Below are 23297 nucleotides of genomic sequence, written 5' to 3' on the forward strand. Positions count from 1 at the left end.
GTGACCGCCCGGCGAACTAACTCCACGCCGCCCCCCTACACTGACGGCGGCCGAAGGAGGGAGCGCGGTGGGAGCGATACCTGTCATCGCGTTGACCGGCTATCTCGGCGCAGGCAAGACAACGCTGCTCAACCATGTTCTTCGCACCCCGGGCGCACGAATCGGCGTGGTCATCAACGACTTTGGTGAGCTCAACGTCGACGCCGCGCTGGTGACCGGGCAGGTCGACGAGCCCGAGTCGATCGCGGGCGGCTGCATCTGCTGTCTGCCCGACGACGGTGGGCTCGACGAGGCGCTGGCCAAGCTTGCCGACCCCCGCCTCGGCCTCGACGCGATCATCGTCGAGGCCAGCGGCCTGGCCGACCCGGTGGCGATTTCCCGAATCATCCGGTTCAGCGGGGTCGAGCGCATCCGCCCGGGCGGCATCGTCGACGTCGTCGACGTCACCGCGCATTTCGACACCGTCGACGACGGCCAGACACCGCCCGCGCGATACGGTGCGGCGTCTCTGGTCGTGGTCAACAAGCTCGACCAGATTCCGCCGGAGCGCCGCGACGACGTCCTCGACCGAATCGAACGACGTGTGCGCGAGCGTAATCCGGAGGTGCACCTCGTCGGCGCGATCGCCGGGCAGGTCGACCCGGCGTTGTTGTACGACGTCGCCGACGCCGGCGAGGACACCGGGCAGCTGTCCTTTCGCGAACTGCTCGTCGCCGATGCGCACGACCACGTTTCGGCCGACTCCGTCACCGCGACCAGCGAGGGATGCCTCGACCCGGGCCCGCTCGTCGACCTGCTCGAAAAACCGCCTGCCGGCGTGTACCGGCTCAAGGGCGTGGTCAGCGTGCGCTCGGGCGTGCGGGAGCGCGGCTACGTCGTAAATGTGGTCGGCACGTCGGTGCACATCGCGACCGCTCCCAAGCCCACAGCGGCCAACAGCTTGGTCGCCATTGGCGCCGGGTTCGATATCGACGACGTCCGCGCACGCATGGACGCCGCATTGCGGCCACACGACGGCCCGGTGCCCGCTGCGGGACTTCGACGGCTACAGCGCTACCGCCGGCTGAGTATCTGACCGAGCTTTTTGTCGGACCCCTCATCTATCGTTTCGAACATAGGTTCGACAGAGGAGGTGACGATGCTCGGCGCGGATGACGTGGCGGCGCGGTTGTCCCGCCTGCATGCCGCGGTGGCAGAGCTAACCGAACTGCCCTTCGACGACCTGGCCCCAGAGGTGCTCGATGCGGTGCTGTGTGAGGTGGAATCGGCTCAGCGCAAGCTGACCACCGTGGGCTATGACACCGTCAACGGATTGCGCGCCCAGTGGCCGACGCAGGTGAGCAAGCTGCGCACGCACCTGGCCAACCTGCTGCACCTGTCGGCCGCCGACGCCGGGGCGCGGATTGCGGTGGCCGCCGATCTGCACGCGACCGAGCCCACCCTGCCCGAGACCGCCGCCGCCGCCCGCCACGCCCTGATCAGCGCCGACCACGTCAAGATCATCCGCGACACCATCGCCAAACTGCCGGACAACGCCACCGACGCCGACCGGGCCCGCTTCGATCTGGAATTGACCGGGACCGCCGTGGCTGAGCGCCCTGAAAACCTGCGCCGCGACGCGGCGCTGCTGCTCGCTGAATACGACGCCACCCACACTGACCCGGTCAGCAGAGAACAGAGCCGCAAAGCCCGCAGCGAGTTCGTCATGGGCCCCCAGGACGCCGACGGGATGACCCGAGGCCGGTTCTGCATTGACCCCGAGGCCCGCGCCTACGTGGAGATCCTGCTGGCAAAACTCGCCCGCCCCGGCATGTGCAACCCCGCGGACCCGTCACCGGCTGTCGATGGTGAGCCCGACCCCGCCGCCGCAGCCACCGACACCCGCACCACCGGCCAACGCAACCACGACGCCATCAAAGCCGGACTGCGCGCTCTGCTGGCCTCGGGAAAGCTCGGCCAGCACCGCGGCCTGCCCGTCACCGCCATCGTCACCATGACCCTGCAGCAGCTGGAAGCGGCCGCCGGGGTGGCGATGACCGGCGGCGGCTCCACCGTGCCCATGGAAGTCGCGCTGCGCATGGCCGCCCACGCCCACCACTACCTCTACATCTACGACCAGAACTGCGGGCGCCCGCTGTTCTTGGGCCGCTCCAAACGTCTGGCCTCCGCCGATCAACGCATCGTTTTGCACGCGACCGACGCCGGTTGCACCATGCCCGGCTGCGACCAGCCCGGCTACCACGCCGACGTCCATCACGTCATCGAATGGAACGCCCAAGGCACCACCGACATCGACCGCCTCACCATGGTCTGCGGCACCGACCACGCCAACACCGGACCCACCGACGAACAATGGCAAGCCCGCCGCCGCTACGACGAACAATCCCTCGGCCAAACACTTTGGTACCCACCGAAATCCGTCGACCCCAGCCGACAGCCCAGGGCCAACCGATACCACCGAAGACCCCAGCCACCGCCGGACAAACCGGACGCCGCGTAGCCCGCGGCGATGCGAAAACGCCGCGATGGCCGCGGCGGCATACAAGGCTGCGTCAGCGCCAGAACAGGTGGTGCACTATGCCGCTCGGGCTGGGCACGGCCTCGTGGTGGTACCGGTCAGACAATTCCTCGGGTGATTCCCACAGCCGTGATCCCGCACCCAGTTCCACCTGTGACGACACCGCGACGTGGAGGGTGTCGACCAGGTCGGCGTCGAGGAACTGGCGGATGACCGTCGCCCCGCCCCCGAGTCGTACGTCCTTGCCTTGGGCAGCCTGACGTGCCCGCTCGAGAACCGTCGCCGGGTCGGCATTGATGAAATGAAATGTAGTGTCCGACAGGGTGAACGACGGGCGCTCGTAGTGCGTCATCACGAACACCGGGGTGTGAAACGGCGGCTGGTCGCCCCACCAACCCTGCCATTCGTGGTCGCTCCATGGGCCGCGCTGTGGTCCGAACTTGTTTCGGCCCATGATCTCGGCTCCGATGTTGTGGGCGAAGTCGCGGGTGAAGTAGTCGTCGAGTCCGCGACTCCCACCCGGATCGGTGCGGTTCGGCCAGCTCGCCGTCGCTCCGGCCCACGCGAACATGTCGCCGGGGTCGGCGTGACCGAACGGACGCTCGAAGCTCTGGTTCTCGCCGGCGCCGAAACCGTCGCGCGAGACGTTGAAGTTCTGGACTCTGAGCAGTTGGCCCACGGGCTCCTCCTGGTTGGTAACCGATCCACTGATTGGACTCGCTGGCCGCGCAAAACTCACCGCCGGCGCGGTCTGGTTCACCGGTCTCGGCCTCGGGCGCGCCGGCTCGCCAACCTGTTCGCCACCGCGTCGACCTCGCGGGTACTCGCTGGCGCGGAACTGACACAATCATGCCTCGAAAGGGGTATGTCTCGTCCATGACCACATCCACCAAATCGGTGTTCATCACCGGAGCCGCCGCGGGCATCGGCCGCGCGACCGCGCTCACCTTCGCCCGGAAGGGCTTCACCGTCGGCGCCTACGATATCGACGAGGTCGGGCTCAAGTCGCTCGCCGACGAGGTCGAGCAGCTCGGCGCGAAGGCGGTCGTCGGGCACCTCGACGTCACCGACGCCGACGAAATGACTCAGCGGGTCAACGAATTCGCAGCGGCCACCGGCGGTCGCCTCGACGTGCTGATCAACAACGCCGGCATCCTGCTGGCGGGCCGATTCGAAGACCGCGACGTCCGCCAGCACCACAAGGAAATCGACATCAACGCCAAAGGCGTCGTCAACGGCCTGCACGCGGCCTTCCCCTACCTGCGCGACACCCCCGACTCCGTCGTGGTCAACCTGTCCTCCGCGTCGGCGATCTACGGGCAGGCCGAACTCGCCAACTACAGCGCGACCAAGTTCTTTGTCCGCGGCATCACCGAAGCGCTCGACATCGAATGGCGCCATTACGGCATCCGCGTCATCGCCATCTGGCCGCTGTACGTACAGACCGCGATGACCGACAACATCAAGACCGGCACCACCGACTCACTCGGAATCCGGCTGACCGCCCAGGACGTCGCCGACGCCATCGACAAGGCGATCGAACCGTCCGCTCTGCGCCGCGCCCTCAATCAGGTGCACTTCCCCGTCGGCGCGCAGACCAAGGCGCTCACCGTCGGTTCGCGATTCTCCCCGGCGTGGCTGACGCGGTTGATCAACAAACGATTGGCCCACCAGTGACGTTTCGGATGACCGTCGAAGACGTGTTCGTCATCCGTAACCGCGGGGTCGTCGCGACCGGCCGTGTGCAGGCCGGCACGCTTCGGGTCGGCGACACCATCTCCATCAACGGCGAGCCCACCGTCACCGTCGACGCCATCGAGAAGTTCCGCAAACAACTCGACGAGGCAACCACCGGTGAGAACGTCGGCGTGCTGATCAAGAGCATCGACAAAGGCCAGATCAACCGCGGCGACGTCATCATCTCCACAGGCGAGGCCCCAACGCTCGACGGCACCCACGTGATCATGTGAGGAACCGCAAGTGTCTCAGAGCATTTCGAGTTCGATCGGTAGGTCGTCGGCGGGCATGGGCCCGGTCCCCCAGGTGAGCGGGACCCGGTAGCCGTCCGGGACGCTCCACCGGAACCGGCGCACCAGCTTGTGCATGACCGTTTTGACCGTCATGTCGGCGAACTGCTGACCAATGCACTTGTGTGCGCCGCCGCCGAAGGGCGCGAAGGCATACCGGTGCACCGCCGCACGGTTGGCCGCGTCGGTGAACCGCGACGGGTCGAAGGTGTCGGGGTCAGGCCACCAGTCGGCCAACCTCATCGACGCGTGCACGCTGATCGCGATCTGGCTGTGCCGGGGAATGAAGTGCCCGCATATCTCGGTGTCACGGATCGCCTGGCGGAACAGGGATCCCGCGGGCGCGTACATGCGCAGCGCCTCCCTGAACCCGCAGTCCAGTAGCGGGTAGGCCTCGAGGTCCGCGAGGCTGGGTCTGTCGATCGGCTGGTTGACGGCTTCGTCACGAAGCAGGTTCTGCCAGTGGTGGTTTCGGCCCAGCTCGTAGGCCAGCATCGACAAGGAGATAGCCGTCGTATCGTGAGCGGCCATCAACAGGAAGATCATGTGGTTGACGATGTCGGCATCCGAGAAGCGTTGGCCGTCATCGGATTCACTGCGGCACAGCATCGAGAACAGGTCGGTGCCGTCGCCTCGGCGACGGTCGGCGATCTGCGCACCGAAGTAGCGCTCCAGGCGTTCTCGCGCCCGCAGGCCACGCGCCCACGTCCCACCCGGCACGTCCGCGCGCACGATCGCTTGACCGCCGTGCACGGTGCGGTGGAAGTCCTCGATTAGTTGATCGGACTCCGCGCCGAGTTTCGTTCCGACGAACACCTCGGCGGCCTGTTGCAGCAGCAGTTGCTTGATCGACGGATACATCGGGAACTTCGACGACGGGCGCCATGCCGGAAGCGCGCGGTCGACGCCGTCGGCGGTGCTGGCCAGATAGGTGTTGAGGGCGGTGCGGGTGAAGGCCTGCTGCATGATTCGCCGATGATCGAGGTGTTCCTCGAAGTCCAACAGCATGAGGCCGCGGTGAAAGAACGGGCCGATCACCGGTTGCCAACCCCGGGTGCTCGACAGCGCCTTGTCCCGGTTGACCCACGCCGCCTCGAGCGCTTCGGGCCCCATCAGCGCGACGACGCGAAACCCGACCCCGCCGGCCCACGACACCGGACCGTATTTCGCGTACCGGCGCCGCGCGAACTCCAACGGGTCCACGAGGGTGGCCAGGACGTGCCCGAGGTACGGAGCACCGTAGTTGCCCATCACCGGCGCAAGGCCTGATCCGGGCGGCGGTGTGGCCAGGGGACGATCCGGGCTGGGCCACCGGTCTGCCAACGTCGCACCGAACCGCTGGAGCCATCCCTGGACCTGCTGTCGCGCCTCGGTCAGCGAGGTCGGCGGCGCGACCGCGTCCACGAGGTTGATCATCGGTCGATCCCTTCGTTGACTATCTGGTACGTAACCGTGCCAGTTTCGCTGAAGCGCTGTCAACGGTGCGGTTCCCGTGTCGGGCGACGAGTGCGACGATCGAGCCATGGCCTCGTCACCGCGCAGCTACGGCGGAGTTTCCGGCGCGGAACGCCAGCGGCAACGACGGTCGCGGCTGCGCGACGCCGCCCTGGACGTGATGGGTCGCGACGAGTGGCGCGACATCACCGTCGAGCGGCTGTGCGCCGACGCAGGGCTGAACAAGCGCTACTTCTACGAGAGCTTCAGCGAGGTCGACGCCGTGGCAGGCGCGGTGATCGACGACATTGCCACGGCGGTGCGGGACGCCACCCTGAAGGCATTCCTCGACAACCATGCGGAAAGCCTTGAGCGACAGGCCTTCGCGGTTGTCGAGGCGCTGGTGCACAACCTTGTCGATGATCCGCGCCGCGCCCGGGTGCTGTTGGGCGACGTGGCTGCGACACCCGCCCTGCGCGAGCACCGTGCAACGGTGATGCACAGCCTCACCGCGGTGTTGATCGACCATGCGCGCACCGTGCACGGTGTCGAGCTCAAACACGACCCGCTCGCGCGGCTCGCACCGGCGTTCGTGGTCGGCGGCACCGCCGACGCGATCCTGGCGTTCGTCAACGGCACCGTGGCGATCACCGTCGACGAACTCGTCGCCGAACTCACCTCGCTGTGGCTGATCACCGGTGATGGTGCGGCCGCGGTCGCGCGAGCGCGCCTGCGCGACGATCGCGGATGAGGCGATACTCTCGCCGGGTGCCTGCTGCGTTGTCCCGGCGGAGTTTCCTGGCGCTGACGGCCGGGACGGTTGCGCTGGCCGCCGCGTGCGGATCCGAGCAGCCCGGCACCGTCGCCGACGACGGCTCGGTGACCGTCAAGCACGTGTTCGGCGAGACCAGAATCCCCGCACCGCCCACGCGCGTCGTCAGCGCCGGCCTCAGCGGACAGGACCACCTGTTGGCTCTCGGTGTCGTGCCGATCGCGGTGACCGACTGGTTCGGTGGCGAACCGTATGCCGTATGGCCCTGGGCGCAACCGAGACTCGGCGGCGCGCAGCCGGTGGTGCTCAACCTCGCCGACGGCATCCAGGTCGCCCAGATCGCGTCGTTGACCCCCGACCTGATCGTCGCGACCAACGCCGGCCTGGACGCCGACACCTATGCGCGGCTGTCCGAGATCGCGCCGACCGTCGCGCAGAGCGGCGAAGACGCGTTCTTCGAGCCGTGGAAGGAGCAGGCCACCACCATCGGCCAGGCGGTGTACAAACACGACGAGATGCAGGCGCTAATCGCCGGCATCGACGAACGGTTCACCGCGATCGGCGCCGACAATCCGCAGTTCACCGGTAAGAAGACCGTGCTGTTGCACGGCCTTCTCGACGAGGGCCGGCCACAACCGTTGACGCCGCCATGGCGCACCGAATTTCTCACCCAGATGGGGTTCGTCGTCACCGACGACCCCGACGCGGCCGACGTGCTGATCTGGTGCACTGAAAGCGACGAGCAACAGGCGGCGCTGCTGGCCGACCCCGAAATCGCTGAGCACGGCAGACGCAATGTGTTCACCGGCAAGGAACTCGCGGGCGCGATCGCGTTCGCGTCGCCGCTGTCCTATCCCGTGCTGGCCGACCAGCTGCCACCTCGTCTGATGCGGGCGCTGGCCTGACAAGATAACCGGGTGACCGGCACCGGCGAGCTCGAGCACCGCGGCTTCGCGAAAACGGGCTCCGCCTACTATCCGACGCTTGTCGCGGTGTTCACCGGGCTGGTGCTGATCTCCAACGTCGCAGCCACCAAGGGCATCGAGTTCGGGCCGATCATCGGCGACTGGTCGCTGATCACCGACGGCGGGTTCGTCGTCTTTCCGCTGACCTACGTGATCGGCGATGTGCTGTCGGAGGTGTACGGGTTCGCGGCCACCCGGCGGGCCATCTATATCGCGTTCGTGATGGAGGCGATCGCCGCCTTCACGTTCTGGCTCACCGCCTACCTGCCCGCCGCGGACTTCTACCCGAACCAGGCCGCGTTCGAGGCGGTCGTCAAACCATTCACCCAACTGGTCATCGCCGGGCTGGCCGGCTTCATCGTCGGCCAGACCCTCAACGCGTGGGTGGTCGTGCGGATCAAGACCCGCTTCGGGGAGAAGCATCTGTGGGCTCGCCTGATCGGTTCGACGATCGTCGGGGAGTTTGCCGACACCTTGGTGTTCTGCAGCATCGCCGCGGCAGCGATCGGAATCAACACCTGGGCCGACTTCGCCACCTATGTGGCGTTGGGCTGGGTGTACAAGACCGCCGTCGAAGTGCTGGTGTTGCCCGTGACGTACCGGGTGATCGGATTCATCAAGCGCCGCGAGCCGACGTATCAGCCCGCCGTTTGAGGCTTCGGTAAGGCTCCTCTGGCAAGGCTCATAGAGCGCGAGCATTCGTTGCTACTCGCGGGTAGGTTCGGGGCATGAGCATGACAGCCGACGTGATGGGAGCCGGCGTTCTCGGCACCGTCCATGACTACGGTGACCAAGCGCTGCTGCTCGAGTTCGACCGCACTACTGACGTCTTGGCGTGGACCGAGGCGATCCGGCGCGCCGATCTGCTCGGCGTGCTCGACATCGTTCCGGCATCGCGCACCGTGTTGATCAAACTGGCCGGGCCCGGCTATCAGGCACCGACCCGTCAGCGTCTGGCCAAGATCCAAGTCACCCCCGACATCGTGGCGGACCTGACCCAGCCGACCGGCGCCGACGTCGAGATCGAGGTCATCTACGACGGGCCCGACCTCGACGAGGTGTCCCGGCTGACCGGGCTGGCCATCGATCAGATCGTCGCCGCGCACACCGCGACCCCGTGGCGGGTCGGATTCGGCGGTTTCGCACCGGGTTTCGCGTACCTCGTGGGCGGCGATCCGCGCCTGGAGGTACCTCGGCGCGCGGAACCGCGCACCAAGGTGCCCGTCGGCGCGGTAGGTCTGGCCGGTGAGTTCAGCGGTATCTACCCCCGCGAATCGCCCGGCGGCTGGCAATTGATCGGCCGGACCGGAACGGTGCTCTGGGACGTCGAAAGGGAGCAGCCGGCGCTGCTGACGCCAGGCATGACAGTGCGATTCCGGGCGGTCGGCTAGGAGGAGCCATGGCGACACTGGAGATCCTGCGACCTGGACCACTGGCATTGATCGAAGACCTGGGCCGTCCCGGCCTGGCGCACATGGGAGTGGGCCGCTCCGGCGCTGCCGACCGGCGCTCTCACATGCTGGCCAACCGACTGGTCGCCAACCCCGACGACCGCGCCACCATCGAGGTGACGTTCGGCGGCTTTTCGGCACGGGTTCGCGACTCAAGCAGGGAAGGCATCGCGATCGCGGTCACCGGCGCCGACACCGACCCCGCGGTGAACGGGGTTCCGTTCGGCACCAACAGCGTTCACTATGCCCGTGACGGTGAGGTCATCTCGCTCGGGGCGCCCCGTTCGGGCTTGCGGACGTATCTGGCGGTGCGCGGCGGCATCGACGTGAAACCGGTGCTCGGCTCGCGGTCCTACGACGTCATGTCGGCGATCGGGCCGCTGCCGCTCCAAGCCGGTGACGTCGTACCGATCGGCGCGCAGTCCGAGGAGTTTCCCGAGCTCGACCAGGCGCCGGTGGCTGCCATCGAGGACGACGTGCTGGAGTTGACGGTCGTGCCCGGCCCGCGCGACGACTGGTTCGTCGACCCCGACGTGCTGATGCGCACCAACTGGCTCGTCACCAACAAGAGCGACCGGGTCGGCACCCGGCTGGTCGGTATGCCGCTGGAGTACCGCCAGCCCGGCGTACAGTTGCCCAGCGACGGCGCGAACCGCGGTGCAATTCAGGTGCCGCCCAACGGATTTCCGGTGATCCTCGGGCCCGATCACCCGGTCACGGGCGGATACCCGGTGATCGGGGTGCTGACCGACGAGGACATCGACAAGATGGCCCAGATCCGCCCGGGGCAGACGGTGCGGATGCGGTGGTCGCGTCCGCGGCAGCCGTTCGCGGCCTGATCCCGCGGCCACGGCCACCTGCTCGCCGGAGTCGACGCATAATGTCGGCCGATCCTGGTAGAACGGCAGTGTGCACCCACAGGTCTTCACCCCTCCTCACGTGCGCGGCGTTCACAGCGCACGCCTGATCCACACCGCCGACCTCGACCCGGAGACCCGCGAGGATGCGCGCCGGATGGTGATGGAGGCCTTCGGCGGTGAGTTCACCGACGCAGACTGGGAACACACCCTCGGCGGCATGCATGCCGTGATCTCCGATCACGGTGCCGTCATCGCGCACGGGGCGGTGGTTCAGCGCAGCCTTCTGTACCGCGACACCGCGCTGCGCTGCGGCTACGTCGAGGGCGTCGCCGTGCGCGAGGACTGGCGCGGCCAAGGATTGGCCCAGGCCGTGATGGATGCCCTGGAACAGGTGCTTCGCGGCGCCTATCAACTCGGCGCGCTGAGCGTCACCGAGGAAGGCCGGCGCATCTACATGGCGCGGGGGTGGGTGCCATGGCAGGGGCCGACATCAGTGCTGGCGCCCGACGGCGTAACCCGCACCCCCGACGACGACCACGCGTTGTTCGTGCTGCCGACCGGCTTACCGAAGAGCCTAGAACTCGATCCGACCGCCGAGATCACCTGTGATTGGCGCGACGGCGACGTCTGGTGAGCGGCGTCACCCGCGGTCGATACGTCGGGGCAATGGTCAATTAACCGCTCGGAAACATGAACTGAATACACAGTTCCCATGAGCGAGCCCGACTGGGCGCCCCTCACCGGTTTCCGGGTGGCGGTGACCTCCGCCCGGCGCGCCGACGAACTGGTTGCGCTGCTGCAACGCCGCGGTGCGGCGGTGACCAGCGCTGCGGCGATCACCATGGTCCCGCTGCCCGACGACGACGCGTTGCGTGCGAACACCGCGGCGCTGATCGCCACGCCGCCCGACATCGTGATCGCCACGACGGGCATCGGGCTGCGGGGCTGGATCGAGGCGGCCGACGGCTGGGGGCTGGCCGGTGACCTGACCGCCGCGCTGGCCAATGCGCGCGTCGTATCACGCGGTCCGAAGGCCACCGGCGCGTTACGCGCCGCCGGCCTGAAAGAGGAATGGTCGCCGGAGTCGGAGTCATCTCGCGAACTGCTGCACTATCTGGTCGACGGCGGCATCGTCGGTCAGCGCATCGCCGTCCAGTTGCACGGGGCCACCGAGCAGTGGGATCCGTTTCCCGAGTTCGTCGGCGAATTGCGGGCCGCGGGGGCAGACGTCGTACCGATCCGGGTGTACCGGTGGCTGCCGGCGCCGCGCAACGGGGACTTCGACCAACTCGTCGCGGGTATCGCCGAGGAGAAGTTCGACGCGGTGACGTTCACGTCGGCGCCTGCCGTCGCGGCGCTGCTGCTGCGGGCCGCCGACATGGGCCTCGAGGACCGGTTACTGGCGGCGCTGCGCGGCGACGTGCATGCGATGTGTGTCGGACCCGTGACGGCCCGGCCCCTGGTGCGCCTCGGGGTGCCGACGTCGGCGCCCGAACGAATGCGGTTGGGCGCGTTGGCCCGTCACATCACCGACGAGCTGCCGATGTTGTGCACGCGAACGGTGCGGGTGGCCGGTCATCTGCTGGAGATCCGCGGTACCTGCGTGCTGGTCGACGGTGAGGCCAAGGCGGTGTCGCCTGCGGGTATGGCGATCGTGCGTGCGCTCGCGCACCGGCCGGGCACCGTGGTGTCGCGCCACGACCTGCTGCGGGTGCTGCCCGGCAGCGGCACCGACACCCACGCAGTGGAGACCGCGGTGCTTCGACTGCGAACTACACTGGGGGACAAGAACATCGTGTCGACGGTGGTCAAACGCGGCTATCGGCTGACGGTCGACGACGACGCGGACACCGCATGGTGAACGCGGTGCTGGTGGCGCACGGCACCCGCAAGGCGAGTGGCGTCGCGCTGGTCGAGCAGTTGGCGCAACGGGTCTCTGTGACACTGGGTTCGCCGGCACACGTGGCGTTCGTCGACGTGGTCGGTCCGACACCGGACGAGGTGCTGCGCGGGTTGGCCGGACCGACCGTCGTGGTGCCCGCGTTCCTCGCACGCGGCCATCACGTCAACGCAGACATCCCCGCGCAGGTGGCTGCCAGCGGGCGTTCCGACGTTACGGTCACCGAGGCGTTGGGGCCCAGCCCGCAGTTGGCGCGGGTGCTGGCCGACCGTCTCGTCGCATCCGGTTGGCGTGCCGGGGATTCTGTGGTGCTGGCGGCTGCGGGGACATCTGATCCGCGCGCGCAGTCGGATCTGCGCAAGATGGCCACCTGGGCTTCGGCGATGACGAGTTCGCGGGTGGAGTTGACCTTCGCCGCGGGCGAGCCCCGGGTGGCTGATGCGGTCGACATGTTGCGCCGGCGCGGCGCCCGGCGGGTGGTCGTGGCGTCGTATCTGTTGTCCGACGGGTTGTTTCAGGACCGGCTACGGTGCAGCGGTGCCGATGTGGTCACCGCGCCGCTGGGCGCCCATGGCGGGTTGGTGCGCTTGATCGCGGCCCGGTTCCGGTACGGGCGGCTGCGGGTGGCGGCCTAACCGCCCGTTTGTCCCTTTGGGCCAATCTCGCCAATGCCCACCTCCACGTGGCCGTCGGTTACCCGGGTCGAATAGACCGGCAGCGAAACCTCCGGGTCGTCGAGGCAGACTCCGTCATCGAGCGTGAACGCCTGCTTCTTGATCGGCGATTGCACGATCGCGCGGCCGTCACGGTCACCGACGATGCCGCGCGACATCACGGCCGCGCCGCAGAACGGGTCGATGTTGCCGACCGCGTGCAGCGAGCCGTCGTCCAACCGGAACAGCGCGGCCTGTGAACCGTCCTGCAGCAGGACACCGACGCCGCGGTTGGGGATCAGGAAGTCATACGGGCATGCGGCGGTCCACACCTGAACCTCGTTGAGCAGTGTCATGTTTGGGGCACCTTCGGCATTCCGATCGGGACCTTACGTCCCATCCTTTCGGCGAACTCCACTGTCGGGTCCGCCATCTCGGGCGCGTTGACGAACGACACGAACCGCGACAGCTTGTCGGGGTCCTCCAGCACGCCCTTCCATTCGCAGGCGTAACCTGCGACGTGGCGGGCGATGGCGTCCTCGAACTCGGCGGCCAGGCCGAGCGAGTCGTTGCAGACCACGTCGCGTAGGTGGTCGAGCCCAGACCTATCCGGGTGGTCGAGTGCTTCCAGCCAGGTCGCCGTGCGCTGCAGCCGGTCGGCGGTGCGGATGTAGAACATCAGGAACCGGTCGATGTAGCGCACCAGGGTGTCGTCGTCGAGATCGGCCGCCAGCAGCTGCGCGTGCCGCGGCGACATGCCGCCGTTGCCGCCGACGTAGAGGTTCCACCCTTTTTCGGTGGCGATGACGCCGACGTCCTTGCTCTGGGCTTCCGCGCATTCCCGCGCGCAACCCGACACGCCCATCTTGATCTTGTGCGGTGCGCGCAGCCCGCGGTAGCGCAGCTCGAGGTCGATCGCCATCTGCACCGAATCTTGTTGCCCGTAACGGCACCAGTCGCTGCCCACGCAGCTTTTCACCGTGCGCAGCGCCTTGCCGTAGGCGTGTCCGGACTCCATGCCGCCCTCGACCAGACGCCGCCAGATCTCGGGCAGCTGATCCACCCGCGCACCGAACAGATCGATCCGCTGACCCCCGGTGATCTTGGTGTAGAGGTCGAAATCCCGTGCGATCTCCCCGATCAGGATCAACTGTTCGGGAGTGATGTCCCCGCCGGGCACCCGGGGCACGACCGAATAGCTGCCGTTGCGCTGGATGTTGGCCAGGAAGTGGTCGTTGGAGTCCTGCAGCGAAGCCTGTTCACCGTCGAGGATGTGTTCCGAGCTCGTCGACGCCAGGATCGACGCGACGGCGGGTTTGCATATGTCGCAACCTTTTCCGGTGCCGAACCGCTCGATCAGCGCGGAGAACGTGCGGGTGGAGTCCGAGGGCCCCGCCGTGACGATCTCGAACAGTTCGGCGCGCGACTGGGTGAAGTGCTCGCACAGGGCCTTGGTCTGTTCGACGCCCTCGGCTTCCAGCAGTTGTTTGAGCAGCGGGACGCACGAACCGCAGGACGTGCCTGCCAGCGTGCACTTCTTCAGGGCGGGCACGTCAGCGCAGCCGCCGGCGATCGCGTCGGTGAGATCACCTTTTGTGACGTTGTTACACGAGCAGATCTGCGCGGCGGCCGGCAGCGCGCCGACACCCAAACCCGCACCGGCACCGTCACTTCCGGCCGGTGAGATCAGCGCCAGCGCATCACCGGGCAGCGCCTCGCCGACCATCGGCCGCAGGATGCCGTAGGCGGAGGCGTCGCCGACCAGGATGCCGCCCAGTAGCGTCTTGGCGTCGTCGGACAGCACGAGCTTGGCGTAGGTCTGGTTGACCGCATCGTTGACGGCTACCTCCAGACAGTCCGGCGTAGCGCCCAGCGCGTCGCCGAAGCTGGCGACGTCGACGCCGAGCAGTTTGAGCTTGGTCGACATGTCGGCCTCGCCGAACTCCGCGGACCCGCCGAGCAGCCGGTCGGCGACCACCTCCGCGCTGGTGTACCCGGGCCCGACCAACCCGTAGCAGCGACCGTCGATGGCAGCCACCTCACCGACCGCGAAGATGTCGGGATCCGTGGTGACACATCCCAGATCGGTCAGCACACCGCCACGGTCGGCGATGTCCAGGCCGGCGTCGCGGGCCAGTTCGTCGCGGGGACGGATGCCCGCGGCGAAGACCACAAGCCCCGCGTCGATGTAGGTGCCGTCGCTCAAACTCACCCGGAGCGAGTCGTCGTCTGCGGAGCGCCGCACGGGCCGGTTGCGTTGGGCGGGGCGGATCGACTCGGTCCCGACGCCGGTGTGCACCGAAATGCCGAGCTCGGTGATCATCCGGCTCAGCAGTGCACCACCGGCCTCGTCAAGCTGCTGGGCCATCAGGCGCGGCGCCATCTCGACGATGTGGGCGCGCAGGCCGAACGTGCGCAGCGCGTTGGCGGCCTCCAGTCCGAGCAGTCCCCCGCCGATCACCACGCCCACCGGGGCACGGCTCTGCTCTGCGGCGCGCGCGGCGTCGCCGCGGATCGCGTCGAGGTCGTCGAGGGTGCGGTAGACGTGGCAGGCCGGCAGGTCGTGGCCCGGGACCGGAGGAACAAAGGCATAGGAGCCGGTCGCCAGGACCAACGCGTCGTAGTCGAACCGTCCGCCGTCGGCGGTCGACACGGTCTTGTCGGCGCGGTCGATCCGGGTGACGCGGCTACCCAGGCGCAGGTCGACGACGTCGTCGTCGACGTAACCGTTGCCCGGTAGCCCCAGCAGTCCGCGATCCCAGTGCTCGGTGTAGCTGGTGAGCCCGACGCGGTCGTAGGCGGCGTCGGCCTCCTCGCCCAGCACGGTCACGCGCCAGGAGCCGTCGCCGTCGCGCGAGCGCAGCGCCTCGACGAACCGGTGACCGACCATCCCATGGCCGACGACCACGACGTTTCTAGGTGCCATGGCGCAGACGTTAGGCAGCCGATATTGCCGCAATGTCGCCTCGTGTGAAGCGCCAATCACGGTGTGCTCACGCCTTTGCAGGCGGACCTGTGAGCCGCTTCGCTCGCAGCGAACAGCGCCGGGGCGGAATATGAGCGGGGTTGACTCAAGTTCTATTAGGTAGACGCTGGTCAGAGAGCTGGCCTGCCGATTCCGAGAGGAGTGAGGAGACAAATGAGCACGTTGGCATTACGCACCCGTCCCGCCTGGGACATCGATCGATGGGTACGCGACTTCTTCAGCCCCGCCACGGCCGACGATTGGTTCGCCGGGGCGTTCACCCCCGCCGCCGAGATCGTTCGAGACGGCGATGACGCGGTGGTCCGTGTCGAACTGCCGGGCGTCGACGTCGAGAAGGACGTCAACGTCGAGGTGGAGCGCGGTCACCTGGTGATTCACGGTGAGCGGCGCGACGAGCGCGCCGAGGACAAGGACGGTCGAGCCCTACGCGAGGTGCGCTACGGATCGTTCCGCCGGTCGTTCAAGCTACCGGCGCACGTCACCGAGGACGCCATCTCCGCGTCGTATGACAGCGGCGTACTGAACGTCCGTGTGGCGGGTGCCCACAGGGACGCGCACACCAAGCGCATCGCGATCGAAAACAAGTAACCCTTACCGGCAACGGGATCCGGTGGAGCTCAGTCTCCACCGGATTCGTCGTTTGTAGGGGTGGTCGTCCTCAGTCTGGTGGTGGTCCTGGTCGTCGTTGTCGCCGTCGTTGTCGTGGTTGTCGTTGTCGTGGTCGTCGTGGTGGTGGGCGGCGGCAGGCCCGGGTTGTCTTCACTGGTCTGCACACTTGGCCGCGAATAGCTGGTCGTGGACGTCGGCGAAGTCGTATAGGTCGACACCGGCGTCGACGGCGCAGGCGGTGGGATGGTCTCCGGGGTTTTCGCCGCGTCCGAAGTCCGCATCACCGCGTAAGCGAGCACGGCCAGCAGGATCAACGCCGCCGCGCCGGCAGCCAGCACGACCGGTTGCTGGTCGTGCCAGGCCGGCTCCTCCTCGTTTTCCGGGTTTTCTGGCACGGCCGTAATCTATGCCCAGCGCTGCAGTATCTCGGTGGCCCGCCCCGCCAGTGCGCCCTGCAGGAATGGCCCGAAGCTGATCCGGCCGACGCCGAGCGCGCCGAACGAGGCGGGGTCATCGGCGTCCGGCACCGCGATCGCATTGATCGGCAGCGGAAGTTCGGATGCCAACCGACGCAAGGTGTCCGTATCGTGTCGACCGACCGGATACAGCACGTCGGCGCCCTCGGCGGCGGCCGCCTGCAGCCGCGCGATCGCACGTTCGACGCGGTCGGATTCCTCACCGTCCTTGCGCAAAAACAGATCGGTGCGCGCGTTGACGACCACGTGCACGCCCGCGCTGTCGGCAGCGCGGCGCAGCGCGCCGACGAACGCGGCGTGTTCGGTGACCGAGCGCAGCCTGCCGCCTTCGCTGTGCACGGTGTCCTCGATGTTGAGCCCGACACCGCCCGAGTCGAGCAGGCCCTCGATCAGGCGGGCCGGTTCCTGGCCGTAACCCGATTCGATATCGACTGAAACGGGGACGTCGACCGCGCCGGTGATCTGTTTGACTCGGGTCCGCAGTTCGGAAAACGTCATACCCTCCCGGTCGGCTTTTCCGACCGAGTCGGCGACGGGGTGGCTGCCGACGGTCAACGCGGCAAACCCGGCGTCGACCGCAAGGCGCGCCGACCACGCGTCCCACACCGTCGGCAGGATCACCGGGTTCCCGGGCTGGTGTTTGGCCAGCAGGGCAGCTGCCCGTTGAGCCAGGATCTGATCGGGCATCGGTTTCCCTCCGTCGTCGGCATCGTTCCAGGTCGGACAACGTGATCTGTCTCACGCTGAACCGCATGATGTGGCTAGCATCAGGTGTCGTACGGTGATTCCTGACACCTTCAGCCCAAGGAGGTCAATTGTCCAGCACTACCGAACTTGCCGAGCTGCATGAGCTCATCGGCAGAATGCGGCGGTGTGCGACTTCGCTGGCGTCGAGATACGGGGACACCCCTGCCACCCGACGCATCGTCAACGATGCTGAACGCCTTCTCAACGACATCGACCGCCTCGACATCGACCTCGACGAGCTGGAGCTGACCCGCGGTGTGACCCAGCAGCAACGTCCCGCCGAGCGAATCCCCATCCCGGACACCAGCTACGACACCGACTTTTGGCGCGGGGTCGACGACGAAGGTATCGGTGGCACGCGATAGGCGTGTGTCACCAGCGGGATACCTCTACACCGAAAGGCAACAGTGAGCGCACCGACCGCCGACCGCAAGGCGACCGGCGTCTTTTCGCCGGGCCGAGCCCGAATTCCGCAGCGCACCCTGCGCATCGACCGCTGGTGGATGCCGACGGTGTGGACCAACCTCGGGCTGGCCGCATTCGTCATCTACGCCACCGTCCGGGCGTTCTGGGGCAGCGCCTACTACGTCGCGGACTACCACTACCTGACGCCGTTCTACTCGCCGTGCGTCAGCACCGCGTGTGTGCCGGGGTCCAGCCACCTGGGTCAGTGGGTCGGCGACCTGCCGTGGTTCATCCCGATGGCGTTCATCTCGCTGCCGTTCCTGCTGCTGTTCCGGCTGACCTGCTACTACTACCGCAAGGCCTACTACCGGTCGGTGTGGCAGTCACCGCCGGCCTGCGCCGTGGCTGAGCCGCATTCGACCTACACCGGTGAGACGCGCCTGCCGCTGATCATCCAGAACAGCCACCGCTACTTCTTCTATGTGGCGCTGGCGATCACGCTGCTCAACACCTACGACGCGCTCAACGCATTCCGGTCACCCGAAGGTTTCGGGTTCGGCCTGGGCAACGTGATCCTGACCGCCAACGTCATCCTGCTGTGGGGTTATACGGTGTCGTGCCACTCGTGCCGTCACGTCACCGGTGGACGGCTCAAGCACTTCTCCAAACATCCTGTGCGCTATTGGCTTTGGACCCAGATCAGCAAGCTCAATACCAAACACATGCAGTTCGCCTGGATCACCCTCGGCTCCCTGATGCTGACCGACTTCTACGTCATGTTGGTGGCCAGCGGGGCGATCACCGACCTGCGATTCATTGGCTGACAACGTAATTCTTGAACTAATTCGAGGCGAGGATTGATGGCTGAAGTTGGAGCTCGTCGCGCAAGCGGCTCATCGGAAGTTGAACGGCACTCCTACGACGTGGTTGTGATCGGTGCCGGTGGTGCTGGCCTGCGCGCGGTCATCGAGGCGCGCGAACGCGGCCTGAAGGTGGCCGTCATCACCAAGTCGCTGTTCGGCAAGGCCCACACCGTGATGGCCGAGGGCGGCTGCGCGGCCGCGATGGGCAACGCCAACCCCAAGGACAACTGGCAGACGCACTTCAAGGACACCATGCGCGGCGGGAAGTTCCTGAACAACTGGCGCATGGCCGAACTGCACGCAAAAGAAGCCCCGGACCGGGTTTGGGAGCTGGAGTCCTACGGTGCGCTGTTCGACCGCACCAAGGACGGCAAAATCAGCCAGCGCAACTTCGGCGGGCACACCTACCCGCGGCTGGCCCACGTCGGTGACCGCACCGGCCTGGAGATCATCCGCACGCTGCAGCAGAAGATCGTCTCGCTGCAGCAGGAGGACAAGGCCGAGTTCGGCGACTACGAGGCTCGGATCCGGGTGTTTCACGAATGCACCGTCACCGACCTGCTCAAAGACGGAGACAGGATCGCGGGCGCGTTCGGGTATTGGCGCGAGACTGGCAAGTTCGTGCTGTTCGAGACGCCTGCGGTGGTCCTGGCCACCGGCGGCATCGGCAAGTCCTACAAAGTGACATCGAACTCGTGGGAGTACACCGGCGACGGGCACGCGTTGGCGCTGCGCGCCGGTGCCACGCTCATCAACATGGAGTTCGTGCAGTTCCACCCGACCGGCATGGTGTGGCCGCCCAGCGTGAAAGGCATCCTGGTCACCGAAGGTGTCCGCGGCGACGGCGGGGTATTGAAAAATTCCGAGAACTCTCGCTTTATGTTCGACTACATCCCGGCGGTGTTCAAAGGCCAGTACGCCGAATCCCCCGATGAGGCCGATCAGTGGCTCAAGGACAACGACTCCGCGCGGCGCACCCCTGACCTGCTGCCGCGTGACGAGGTCGCCCGCGCCATCAACTCCGAGGTCAAGGCGAACCGGGGCAGCCCGCACGGCGGCGTCTACCTCGACATCGCGTCGCGGCTGCCCGCCGAGGAGATCAAACGCCGGCTGCCGTCGATGTATCACCAGTTCATGGGGCTCGCCGAGGTCGACATCACCAAGGAGCCCATGGAGGTCGGGCCGACGTGCCACTACGTGATGGGCGGCGTCGAGGTCGATCCCGACACCGCGGCTGCCAAGACGACTGGCCTGTTCGCCGCCGGTGAGTGCGCGGGCGGTATGCACGGCTCCAACCGGCTCGGCGGTAACTCGCTGTCGGACCTGCTGGTGTTCGGCAGGCGCGCCGGCCTCGGTGCCGCCGACTACGTGCGCGCCCTCAAGGAACGGCCCAAGGTGTCCGAGGAGGCCGTCGCCAGCGCGACCGAACTGGCGTTGTGGCCGTTCGAGGATTCGGCCGACGGTGGCCCGACCGAGAACCCCTACTCGCTGCAACTGGACCTTCAGGACACGATGAACTCCCTGGTCGGCATCATCCGCAAGGCCGACGAGGTGTCCGAAGCGATCGAGAAGCTCAAGGAACTTCGCGAACGCTACAAGCGTGTTCGGGTGGAGGGCGACCGGCACTACAACCCCGGCTGGCATCTGGCCATCGACCTGCGCAACATGCTGCTGGTCAGCGAGTGCGTGGCCATGGCTGCGCTGGAGCGCACCGAGAGCCGCGGCGGCCACACCCGCGACGACTACCCGTCGATGGAGTCGGGGTGGCGCAAGAAGCTGCTGGTGTGCCGGGCGGAAGGAGATTCGCCCGTACCGGACATCACGATCACCCATGAAGACCAGGTCCCGATGCGGGAGGACCTACTCGAATTGATCGACCTAGACGAGTTGGAGAAGTACTTCACCCCAGAAGAGCTCACCAACCACTCAGCAAGGAGGGGAGCATGAGCTACCAGGCAAAGCTGCGGGTCTGGCGCGGTGACAACGACGGCGGAGAACTGCAGGACTTCACGGTCGAGGCCAACGATGGTGAGGTGGTGCTCGACGTCATCCATCGGCTCCAGCAGACCCAGACCGGCGACCTGGCCGTGCGGTGGAACTGCAAGGCCGGCAAGTGCGGCTCCTGCTCGGCGGAGATCAACGGTATGCCGCGGCTGCTGTGCATGACGCGGATGTCGACGTTCGACCCGTCCGAAACCATCACCGTGACGCCGCTGCGCACCTTCCCGGTGATCCGCGACCTGGTCACCGATGTGTCGTTCAACTACGAAAAGGCCAGGGAGATCCCGTCTTTCACGCCGCCGAAAGAGCTGCAGCCGGGCGAATACCGGATGCAGCAGGTTGACGTGAACCGCTCCCAGGAGTTCCGTAAGTGCATCGAGTGCTTCCTGTGCCAGAACGTGTGCCACGTGATGCGCGACCACGAGGAGAACAAAAAGGCGTTTGCCGGCCCGCGGTACTTCATCCGGACCGCGGAACTGGAGATGCATCCGCTCGATACCGCCGATCGACGCGATCTCGCTCAAGACGAAACCGGCCTGGGCCTGTGCAACATCACCAAGTGCTGTACCGAGGTGTGCCCCGAGAACATCAAGATCACCGACAACGCGATCATCCCGATGAAGGAACGCGTGGCCGGTCGGCGGTACGACCCGGTGGTGTGGCTGGGCAACAAGCTGTTCCGGCGGGGTTAACCGCACACTGACGCTACGCGGCGCCGCAGCACCACCGCTAACACGAAACGTTTATTGCAAACGTTTCGGTTGTCGGTCTGCTGGGATTCTGGCTATCGAATCCATCGGCCACCCCTGAGATCTGATACGTCGCGCCGGCGAGGGTCACATCCGCCTCGCTCCCAAGGCCGTGGTTGTAGCTGCCGCTGAAGCCGGCGACGTCGTGCAACCTCACCCACTCGACGGCTAGCTCATTGGTACTCGCAATCATGGCGACAGCAACCGGGGTTTTGTCTCCGATTGTGATCATCGTCAAGTGCTTGTTCGGTAAGCAATTTGCGTCCTCGGCCCTGCCGGCATCCTCGCCTCCGACGCTGAGCTGCGCCGTACCGGGCGGCAGTTGTCCGGATTTCTGCTGCACCGCAACCGATGAACAGCTGGCAGTGCTCACGACGATGAGGACCGCGGCAGCCGCGCAGCGCCTTTTCATCACATTTTCATCGCTTAGCTTCCGCTTGGGGGTGTCAACATCTGCTGCCATGACTTCTCCTCCCCGGCGCCCTGGCTTAGGTCGCGTTGGGTGTAGACCTGCCCGTCGGGCCCGACATATGTACCGGTGGCGGGGTCGTACGGTACGACAGCAACCGGCGGTGGTTCGGCGGCCGGCGCAGGTGCGGCCTCACCGGGCGGAAACTGTGGAATGCCCTGCCCTGACATGGTCGCGTTCGGGTCACCCTTCCAGTTGACCCCGTCGTTGAGAGGCACGTACTCTTCGTCGCTCTCGCACATCTTCACCGTCGGTGCGCGCTTTCCCGGCCGCGTCGCGCACGGCAAGTTGCGGGCGCCGCGGACCGCGGTGATCTGTGAGTCCTGCGGAATCCGGCAGTAAAAGTCGCCTTCCGGAATATCGGGTGCGTCTTCATAAACGGCGGCGCGCTGTTGCTGGGCGGGTAGGAACCCGGTCGTGCACGGGGGCGGCGCGTTCAGGTTCAGGTTGAAGCTCAGATAGGCTCCGGCGTAATCTTGTTTGGTCCCCGCGTTGGCCACCAATATCCCTTGAACGTTTCCCACCGCCTGCGGTACCGCTACGAGCAGTGTCTCGATGTTGTCTCGGTACGCAACCGCTACTTCGCCGACGCTGACCAAGTTGGCCAGTATGACCGGCAGGGTCGGCTTCACTCGGTCGAGCAACAACCGCACCTCGTCGGTCGACTGACTACCCTTCTTTAGCAGGCCCTCTACATCGGCGTCGTTGTCTTTCAATTGCGCCGTGACGGTGGCAAGGTTGGATGCCCATGCCTGAATGGAGTCCGACGAGTTGATCTGGGTGTCCAACACCGGCTTTGAATCGTCGATCAAATTGACGATCGAGTCCAGGTTCTCCCGCGCTCCTCTGGACAGCGTGATCGTGTTCTTGAGCAGCCGGGAAAGGTCCGGCCCTAGACCGCCGACCGCCGCATACGATTCATCGACCAAGGTCTTCAGATCATCGCGAGGTATCGCCTCCAGGCCCCGGTTGGCGGAAGCCAACAGCGAGTTGATATTAGGCGGAATGCTGGTGCGGTCCGCCGGAATCACGTCGCCATCTTTCAACGGCGATGCACTCCGATCGCGAGGTAACAACGCCACATATTGTTCACCTACCGCCGAAACGCTGTGCACTTCGGCGTCGAGGTCGGCAGGGATGTCAATGCCTGACGTCAAACTGAGCACAGCTGCGGCTCCGGTGTCAGTCAGATGGACGTCGACTATGCGACCGACTTTGACACCTCGGTAGGTAACGTTACCTTCCGAGTACAGCCCACCCGCCTCCGGCAACTGCACGGTCACGGTGTAATGGCCAACACCGAAAAACGTTGCAGGTACCTTCATGTAGCCGAAGAACATCACCGAAATCGCGAATACTGCGATCACCGCAAAAACAACTAATTGGATTCTGATTGATCGTTTCAAACGCAT

Annotated in this window: 25 protein-coding genes; 17 read left to right on the plus strand and 8 right to left on the minus strand. The window is 66.4% G+C overall.

The genetic code is table 11. From position 1 onward, the window contains the following. Window positions 1-67 precede the first annotated feature (67 nt). Window positions 68-1075, plus strand: coding sequence for a CobW family GTP-binding protein (locus tag ABQF13_RS10140; RefSeq protein WP_448392576.1), 1008 nt, complete (start codon window positions 68-70; stop codon window positions 1073-1075). Window positions 1076-1138: 63 nt separating this feature from the next. Then, a complete protein-coding gene (locus ABQF13_RS10145) occupies window positions 1139-2500 on the plus strand; it encodes an HNH endonuclease signature motif containing protein (RefSeq protein ID WP_448392577.1) in 1362 nt (453 codons plus the stop codon). Window positions 2501-2552: 52 nt separating this feature from the next. On the opposite strand, the gene ABQF13_RS10150 is transcribed toward ABQF13_RS10145, so the two are convergent. Continuing rightward, window positions 2553-3197, minus strand: a complete 645-nt coding sequence (locus ABQF13_RS10150; RefSeq protein WP_448392578.1) for a dihydrofolate reductase family protein — start codon at window positions 3195-3197, stop codon at window positions 2553-2555. A gap of 197 nt (window positions 3198-3394) precedes the next feature. Between ABQF13_RS10150 and ABQF13_RS10155 the strand changes: the two genes are divergently transcribed. Next, window positions 3395-4195 carry an SDR family oxidoreductase gene (locus ABQF13_RS10155; RefSeq protein ID WP_448392579.1) on the plus strand — a complete coding sequence of 267 codons (801 nt, stop codon included), beginning with the start codon at window positions 3395-3397 and terminating at the stop codon, window positions 4193-4195. An 8-nt stretch (window positions 4196-4203) separates the two neighbouring features. After that, the gene (locus ABQF13_RS10160) at window positions 4204-4488 is read left to right on the plus strand and encodes an EF-Tu/IF-2/RF-3 family GTPase (protein ID WP_448392580.1); all 285 of its coding nucleotides are present in this window, start codon (window positions 4204-4206) and stop codon (window positions 4486-4488) included. A gap of 15 nt (window positions 4489-4503) precedes the next feature. Here ABQF13_RS10160 and ABQF13_RS10165 read toward each other — a convergent pair whose 3' ends face one another. After that, window positions 4504-5961: a cytochrome P450 gene (locus tag ABQF13_RS10165; RefSeq protein ID WP_448392581.1), complete on the minus strand. Its 1458-nt coding sequence runs from the start codon at window positions 5959-5961 to the stop codon at window positions 4504-4506. 106 nt (window positions 5962-6067) lie between these two features. On the opposite strand from ABQF13_RS10165, the gene ABQF13_RS10170 reads away from it, so the two are divergent. The 8 genes from ABQF13_RS10170 to ABQF13_RS10205 all read left to right on the plus strand — a co-directional run bounded on the left by ABQF13_RS10170 (window position 6068) and on the right by ABQF13_RS10205 (window position 12562). Continuing rightward, a complete protein-coding gene (locus tag ABQF13_RS10170; protein ID WP_448392582.1) occupies window positions 6068-6730 on the plus strand; it encodes a TetR/AcrR family transcriptional regulator in 663 nt (220 codons plus the stop codon). A gap of 17 nt (window positions 6731-6747) precedes the next feature. Continuing rightward, window positions 6748-7656 carry an ABC transporter substrate-binding protein gene (locus ABQF13_RS10175; RefSeq protein ID WP_448392583.1) on the plus strand — a complete coding sequence of 303 codons (909 nt, stop codon included), beginning with the start codon at window positions 6748-6750 and terminating at the stop codon, window positions 7654-7656. Window positions 7657-7668: 12 nt separating this feature from the next. Then, window positions 7669-8370: a queuosine precursor transporter gene (locus ABQF13_RS10180; protein ID WP_448392584.1), complete on the plus strand. Its 702-nt coding sequence runs from the start codon at window positions 7669-7671 to the stop codon at window positions 8368-8370. Between the two features lie 74 nt (window positions 8371-8444). Continuing rightward, window positions 8445-9107 (plus strand): 5-oxoprolinase subunit B family protein, encoded by a 663-nt coding sequence (locus ABQF13_RS10185; protein ID WP_448392585.1) that lies wholly within the window; start codon window positions 8445-8447, stop codon window positions 9105-9107. Between the two features lie 8 nt (window positions 9108-9115). Beyond that, window positions 9116-10006, plus strand: a complete 891-nt coding sequence (locus tag ABQF13_RS10190; protein ID WP_448392586.1) for a 5-oxoprolinase/urea amidolyase family protein — start codon at window positions 9116-9118, stop codon at window positions 10004-10006. 100 nt (window positions 10007-10106) lie between these two features. Then, a complete protein-coding gene (locus tag ABQF13_RS10195; protein WP_448392696.1) occupies window positions 10107-10661 on the plus strand; it encodes a GNAT family N-acetyltransferase in 555 nt (184 codons plus the stop codon). 78 nt (window positions 10662-10739) lie between these two features. Continuing rightward, entirely contained in the window at window positions 10740-11888 is a 1149-nt protein-coding gene (locus tag ABQF13_RS10200; protein WP_448392587.1) for a uroporphyrinogen-III synthase, read from the plus strand. Then, window positions 11885-12562: a sirohydrochlorin chelatase gene (locus ABQF13_RS10205; protein ID WP_448392697.1), complete on the plus strand. Its 678-nt coding sequence runs from the start codon at window positions 11885-11887 to the stop codon at window positions 12560-12562. Before ABQF13_RS10200 ends, ABQF13_RS10205 begins: the two co-directional genes overlap by 4 nt. Here the strand turns inward: ABQF13_RS10205 and nirD are convergent. Both nirD and nirB read right to left on the minus strand, forming a co-directional pair. Continuing rightward, on the minus strand, window positions 12559-12936 hold the full coding sequence (gene nirD / locus ABQF13_RS10210; RefSeq protein WP_448392588.1) for a nitrite reductase small subunit NirD: 378 nt from the start codon (window positions 12934-12936) through the stop codon (window positions 12559-12561). The two genes, ABQF13_RS10205 and nirD, sit on opposite strands and share 4 nt — an antisense overlap. Then, on the minus strand, window positions 12933-15506 hold the full coding sequence (nirB, locus tag ABQF13_RS10215; protein WP_448392589.1) for a nitrite reductase large subunit NirB: 2574 nt from the start codon (window positions 15504-15506) through the stop codon (window positions 12933-12935). The genes nirD and nirB overlap by 4 nt, the downstream gene beginning before the upstream one ends. A 213-nt stretch (window positions 15507-15719) precedes the next feature. Here nirB and ABQF13_RS10220 point away from each other — a divergent pair, with 213 nt between their 5' ends. Beyond that, window positions 15720-16154: an Hsp20/alpha crystallin family protein gene (locus ABQF13_RS10220; protein WP_448392590.1), complete on the plus strand. Its 435-nt coding sequence runs from the start codon at window positions 15720-15722 to the stop codon at window positions 16152-16154. Window positions 16155-16183: 29 nt separating this feature from the next. On the opposite strand, the gene ABQF13_RS10225 is transcribed toward ABQF13_RS10220, so the two are convergent. Then, window positions 16184-16570, minus strand: a complete 387-nt coding sequence (locus tag ABQF13_RS10225; protein WP_448392591.1) for a hypothetical protein — start codon at window positions 16568-16570, stop codon at window positions 16184-16186. A gap of 9 nt (window positions 16571-16579) precedes the next feature. Then, on the minus strand, window positions 16580-17338 hold the full coding sequence (locus ABQF13_RS10230; protein ID WP_448392592.1) for an isocitrate lyase/PEP mutase family protein: 759 nt from the start codon (window positions 17336-17338) through the stop codon (window positions 16580-16582). Between the two features lie 128 nt (window positions 17339-17466). On the opposite strand from ABQF13_RS10230, the gene ABQF13_RS10235 reads away from it, so the two are divergent. From ABQF13_RS10235 to ABQF13_RS10250, 4 genes are read left to right on the plus strand one after another with little or no spacing between them, the layout of a single operon-like run. Continuing rightward, window positions 17467-17763, plus strand: coding sequence for an Rv0250c family protein (locus ABQF13_RS10235; protein WP_448392593.1), 297 nt, complete (start codon window positions 17467-17469; stop codon window positions 17761-17763). A 42-nt stretch (window positions 17764-17805) separates the two neighbouring features. Continuing rightward, a complete protein-coding gene (locus ABQF13_RS10240; protein WP_448392594.1) occupies window positions 17806-18627 on the plus strand; it encodes a succinate dehydrogenase subunit SdhC in 822 nt (273 codons plus the stop codon). Between the two features lie 36 nt (window positions 18628-18663). Beyond that, entirely contained in the window at window positions 18664-20613 is a 1950-nt protein-coding gene (locus ABQF13_RS10245) for a fumarate reductase/succinate dehydrogenase flavoprotein subunit (RefSeq protein ID WP_448392595.1), read from the plus strand. Further along, entirely contained in the window at window positions 20610-21359 is a 750-nt protein-coding gene (locus ABQF13_RS10250) for a succinate dehydrogenase/fumarate reductase iron-sulfur subunit (RefSeq protein WP_448392596.1), read from the plus strand. Before ABQF13_RS10245 ends, ABQF13_RS10250 begins: the two co-directional genes overlap by 4 nt. A 37-nt stretch (window positions 21360-21396) precedes the next feature. On the opposite strand, the gene ABQF13_RS10255 is transcribed toward ABQF13_RS10250, so the two are convergent. Further along, complete coding sequence (locus ABQF13_RS10255; protein WP_448392597.1) at window positions 21397-21879, minus strand: lipoprotein LpqH; 483 nt, start codon at window positions 21877-21879, stop codon at window positions 21397-21399. Beyond that, window positions 21843-23297, minus strand: coding sequence for an MCE family protein (locus ABQF13_RS10260; RefSeq protein WP_448392598.1), 1455 nt, complete (start codon window positions 23295-23297; stop codon window positions 21843-21845). Before ABQF13_RS10260 ends, ABQF13_RS10255 begins: the two co-directional genes overlap by 37 nt.

It is taken from the genome of Mycolicibacterium sp. XJ879 (assembly GCF_053483935.1).

What these genes read in the sequence shown, in the direction of transcription:
- ABQF13_RS10145 (WP_448392577.1), top strand. Translation starts at nt 1,139, where the DNA reads ATGCTCGGCGCGGATGACGTGGCGGCGCGGTTGTCCCGCCTGCATGCC.
- ABQF13_RS10155 (WP_448392579.1), top strand. Translation starts at nt 3,395, where the DNA reads ATGACCACATCCACCAAATCGGTGTTCATCACCGGAGCCGCCGCGGGC.
- ABQF13_RS10160 (WP_448392580.1), top strand. Translation starts at nt 4,204, where the DNA reads ATGACCGTCGAAGACGTGTTCGTCATCCGTAACCGCGGGGTCGTCGCG.
- ABQF13_RS10165 (WP_448392581.1), bottom strand. Translation starts at nt 5,961, where the DNA reads ATGATCAACCTCGTGGACGCGGTCGCGCCGCCGACCTCGCTGACCGAG.
- ABQF13_RS10170 (WP_448392582.1), top strand. Translation starts at nt 6,068, where the DNA reads ATGGCCTCGTCACCGCGCAGCTACGGCGGAGTTTCCGGCGCGGAACGC.
- ABQF13_RS10185 (WP_448392585.1), top strand. Translation starts at nt 8,445, where the DNA reads ATGAGCATGACAGCCGACGTGATGGGAGCCGGCGTTCTCGGCACCGTC.
- ABQF13_RS10190 (WP_448392586.1), top strand. Translation starts at nt 9,116, where the DNA reads ATGGCGACACTGGAGATCCTGCGACCTGGACCACTGGCATTGATCGAA.
- ABQF13_RS10200 (WP_448392587.1), top strand. Translation starts at nt 10,740, where the DNA reads ATGAGCGAGCCCGACTGGGCGCCCCTCACCGGTTTCCGGGTGGCGGTG.
- nirD (WP_448392588.1), bottom strand. Translation starts at nt 12,936, where the DNA reads ATGACACTGCTCAACGAGGTTCAGGTGTGGACCGCCGCATGCCCGTAT.
- nirB (WP_448392589.1), bottom strand. Translation starts at nt 15,506, where the DNA reads ATGGCACCTAGAAACGTCGTGGTCGTCGGCCATGGGATGGTCGGTCAC.
- ABQF13_RS10220 (WP_448392590.1), top strand. Translation starts at nt 15,720, where the DNA reads ATGAGCACGTTGGCATTACGCACCCGTCCCGCCTGGGACATCGATCGA.
- ABQF13_RS10230 (WP_448392592.1), bottom strand. Translation starts at nt 17,338, where the DNA reads ATGCCCGATCAGATCCTGGCTCAACGGGCAGCTGCCCTGCTGGCCAAA.
- ABQF13_RS10245 (WP_448392595.1), top strand. Translation starts at nt 18,664, where the DNA reads ATGGCTGAAGTTGGAGCTCGTCGCGCAAGCGGCTCATCGGAAGTTGAA.
- ABQF13_RS10250 (WP_448392596.1), top strand. Translation starts at nt 20,610, where the DNA reads ATGAGCTACCAGGCAAAGCTGCGGGTCTGGCGCGGTGACAACGACGGC.
- ABQF13_RS10255 (WP_448392597.1), bottom strand. Translation starts at nt 21,879, where the DNA reads ATGGCAGCAGATGTTGACACCCCCAAGCGGAAGCTAAGCGATGAAAAT.
- ABQF13_RS10260 (WP_448392598.1), bottom strand. Translation starts at nt 23,297, where the DNA reads ATGCGTTTGAAACGATCAATCAGAATCCAATTAGTTGTTTTTGCGGTG.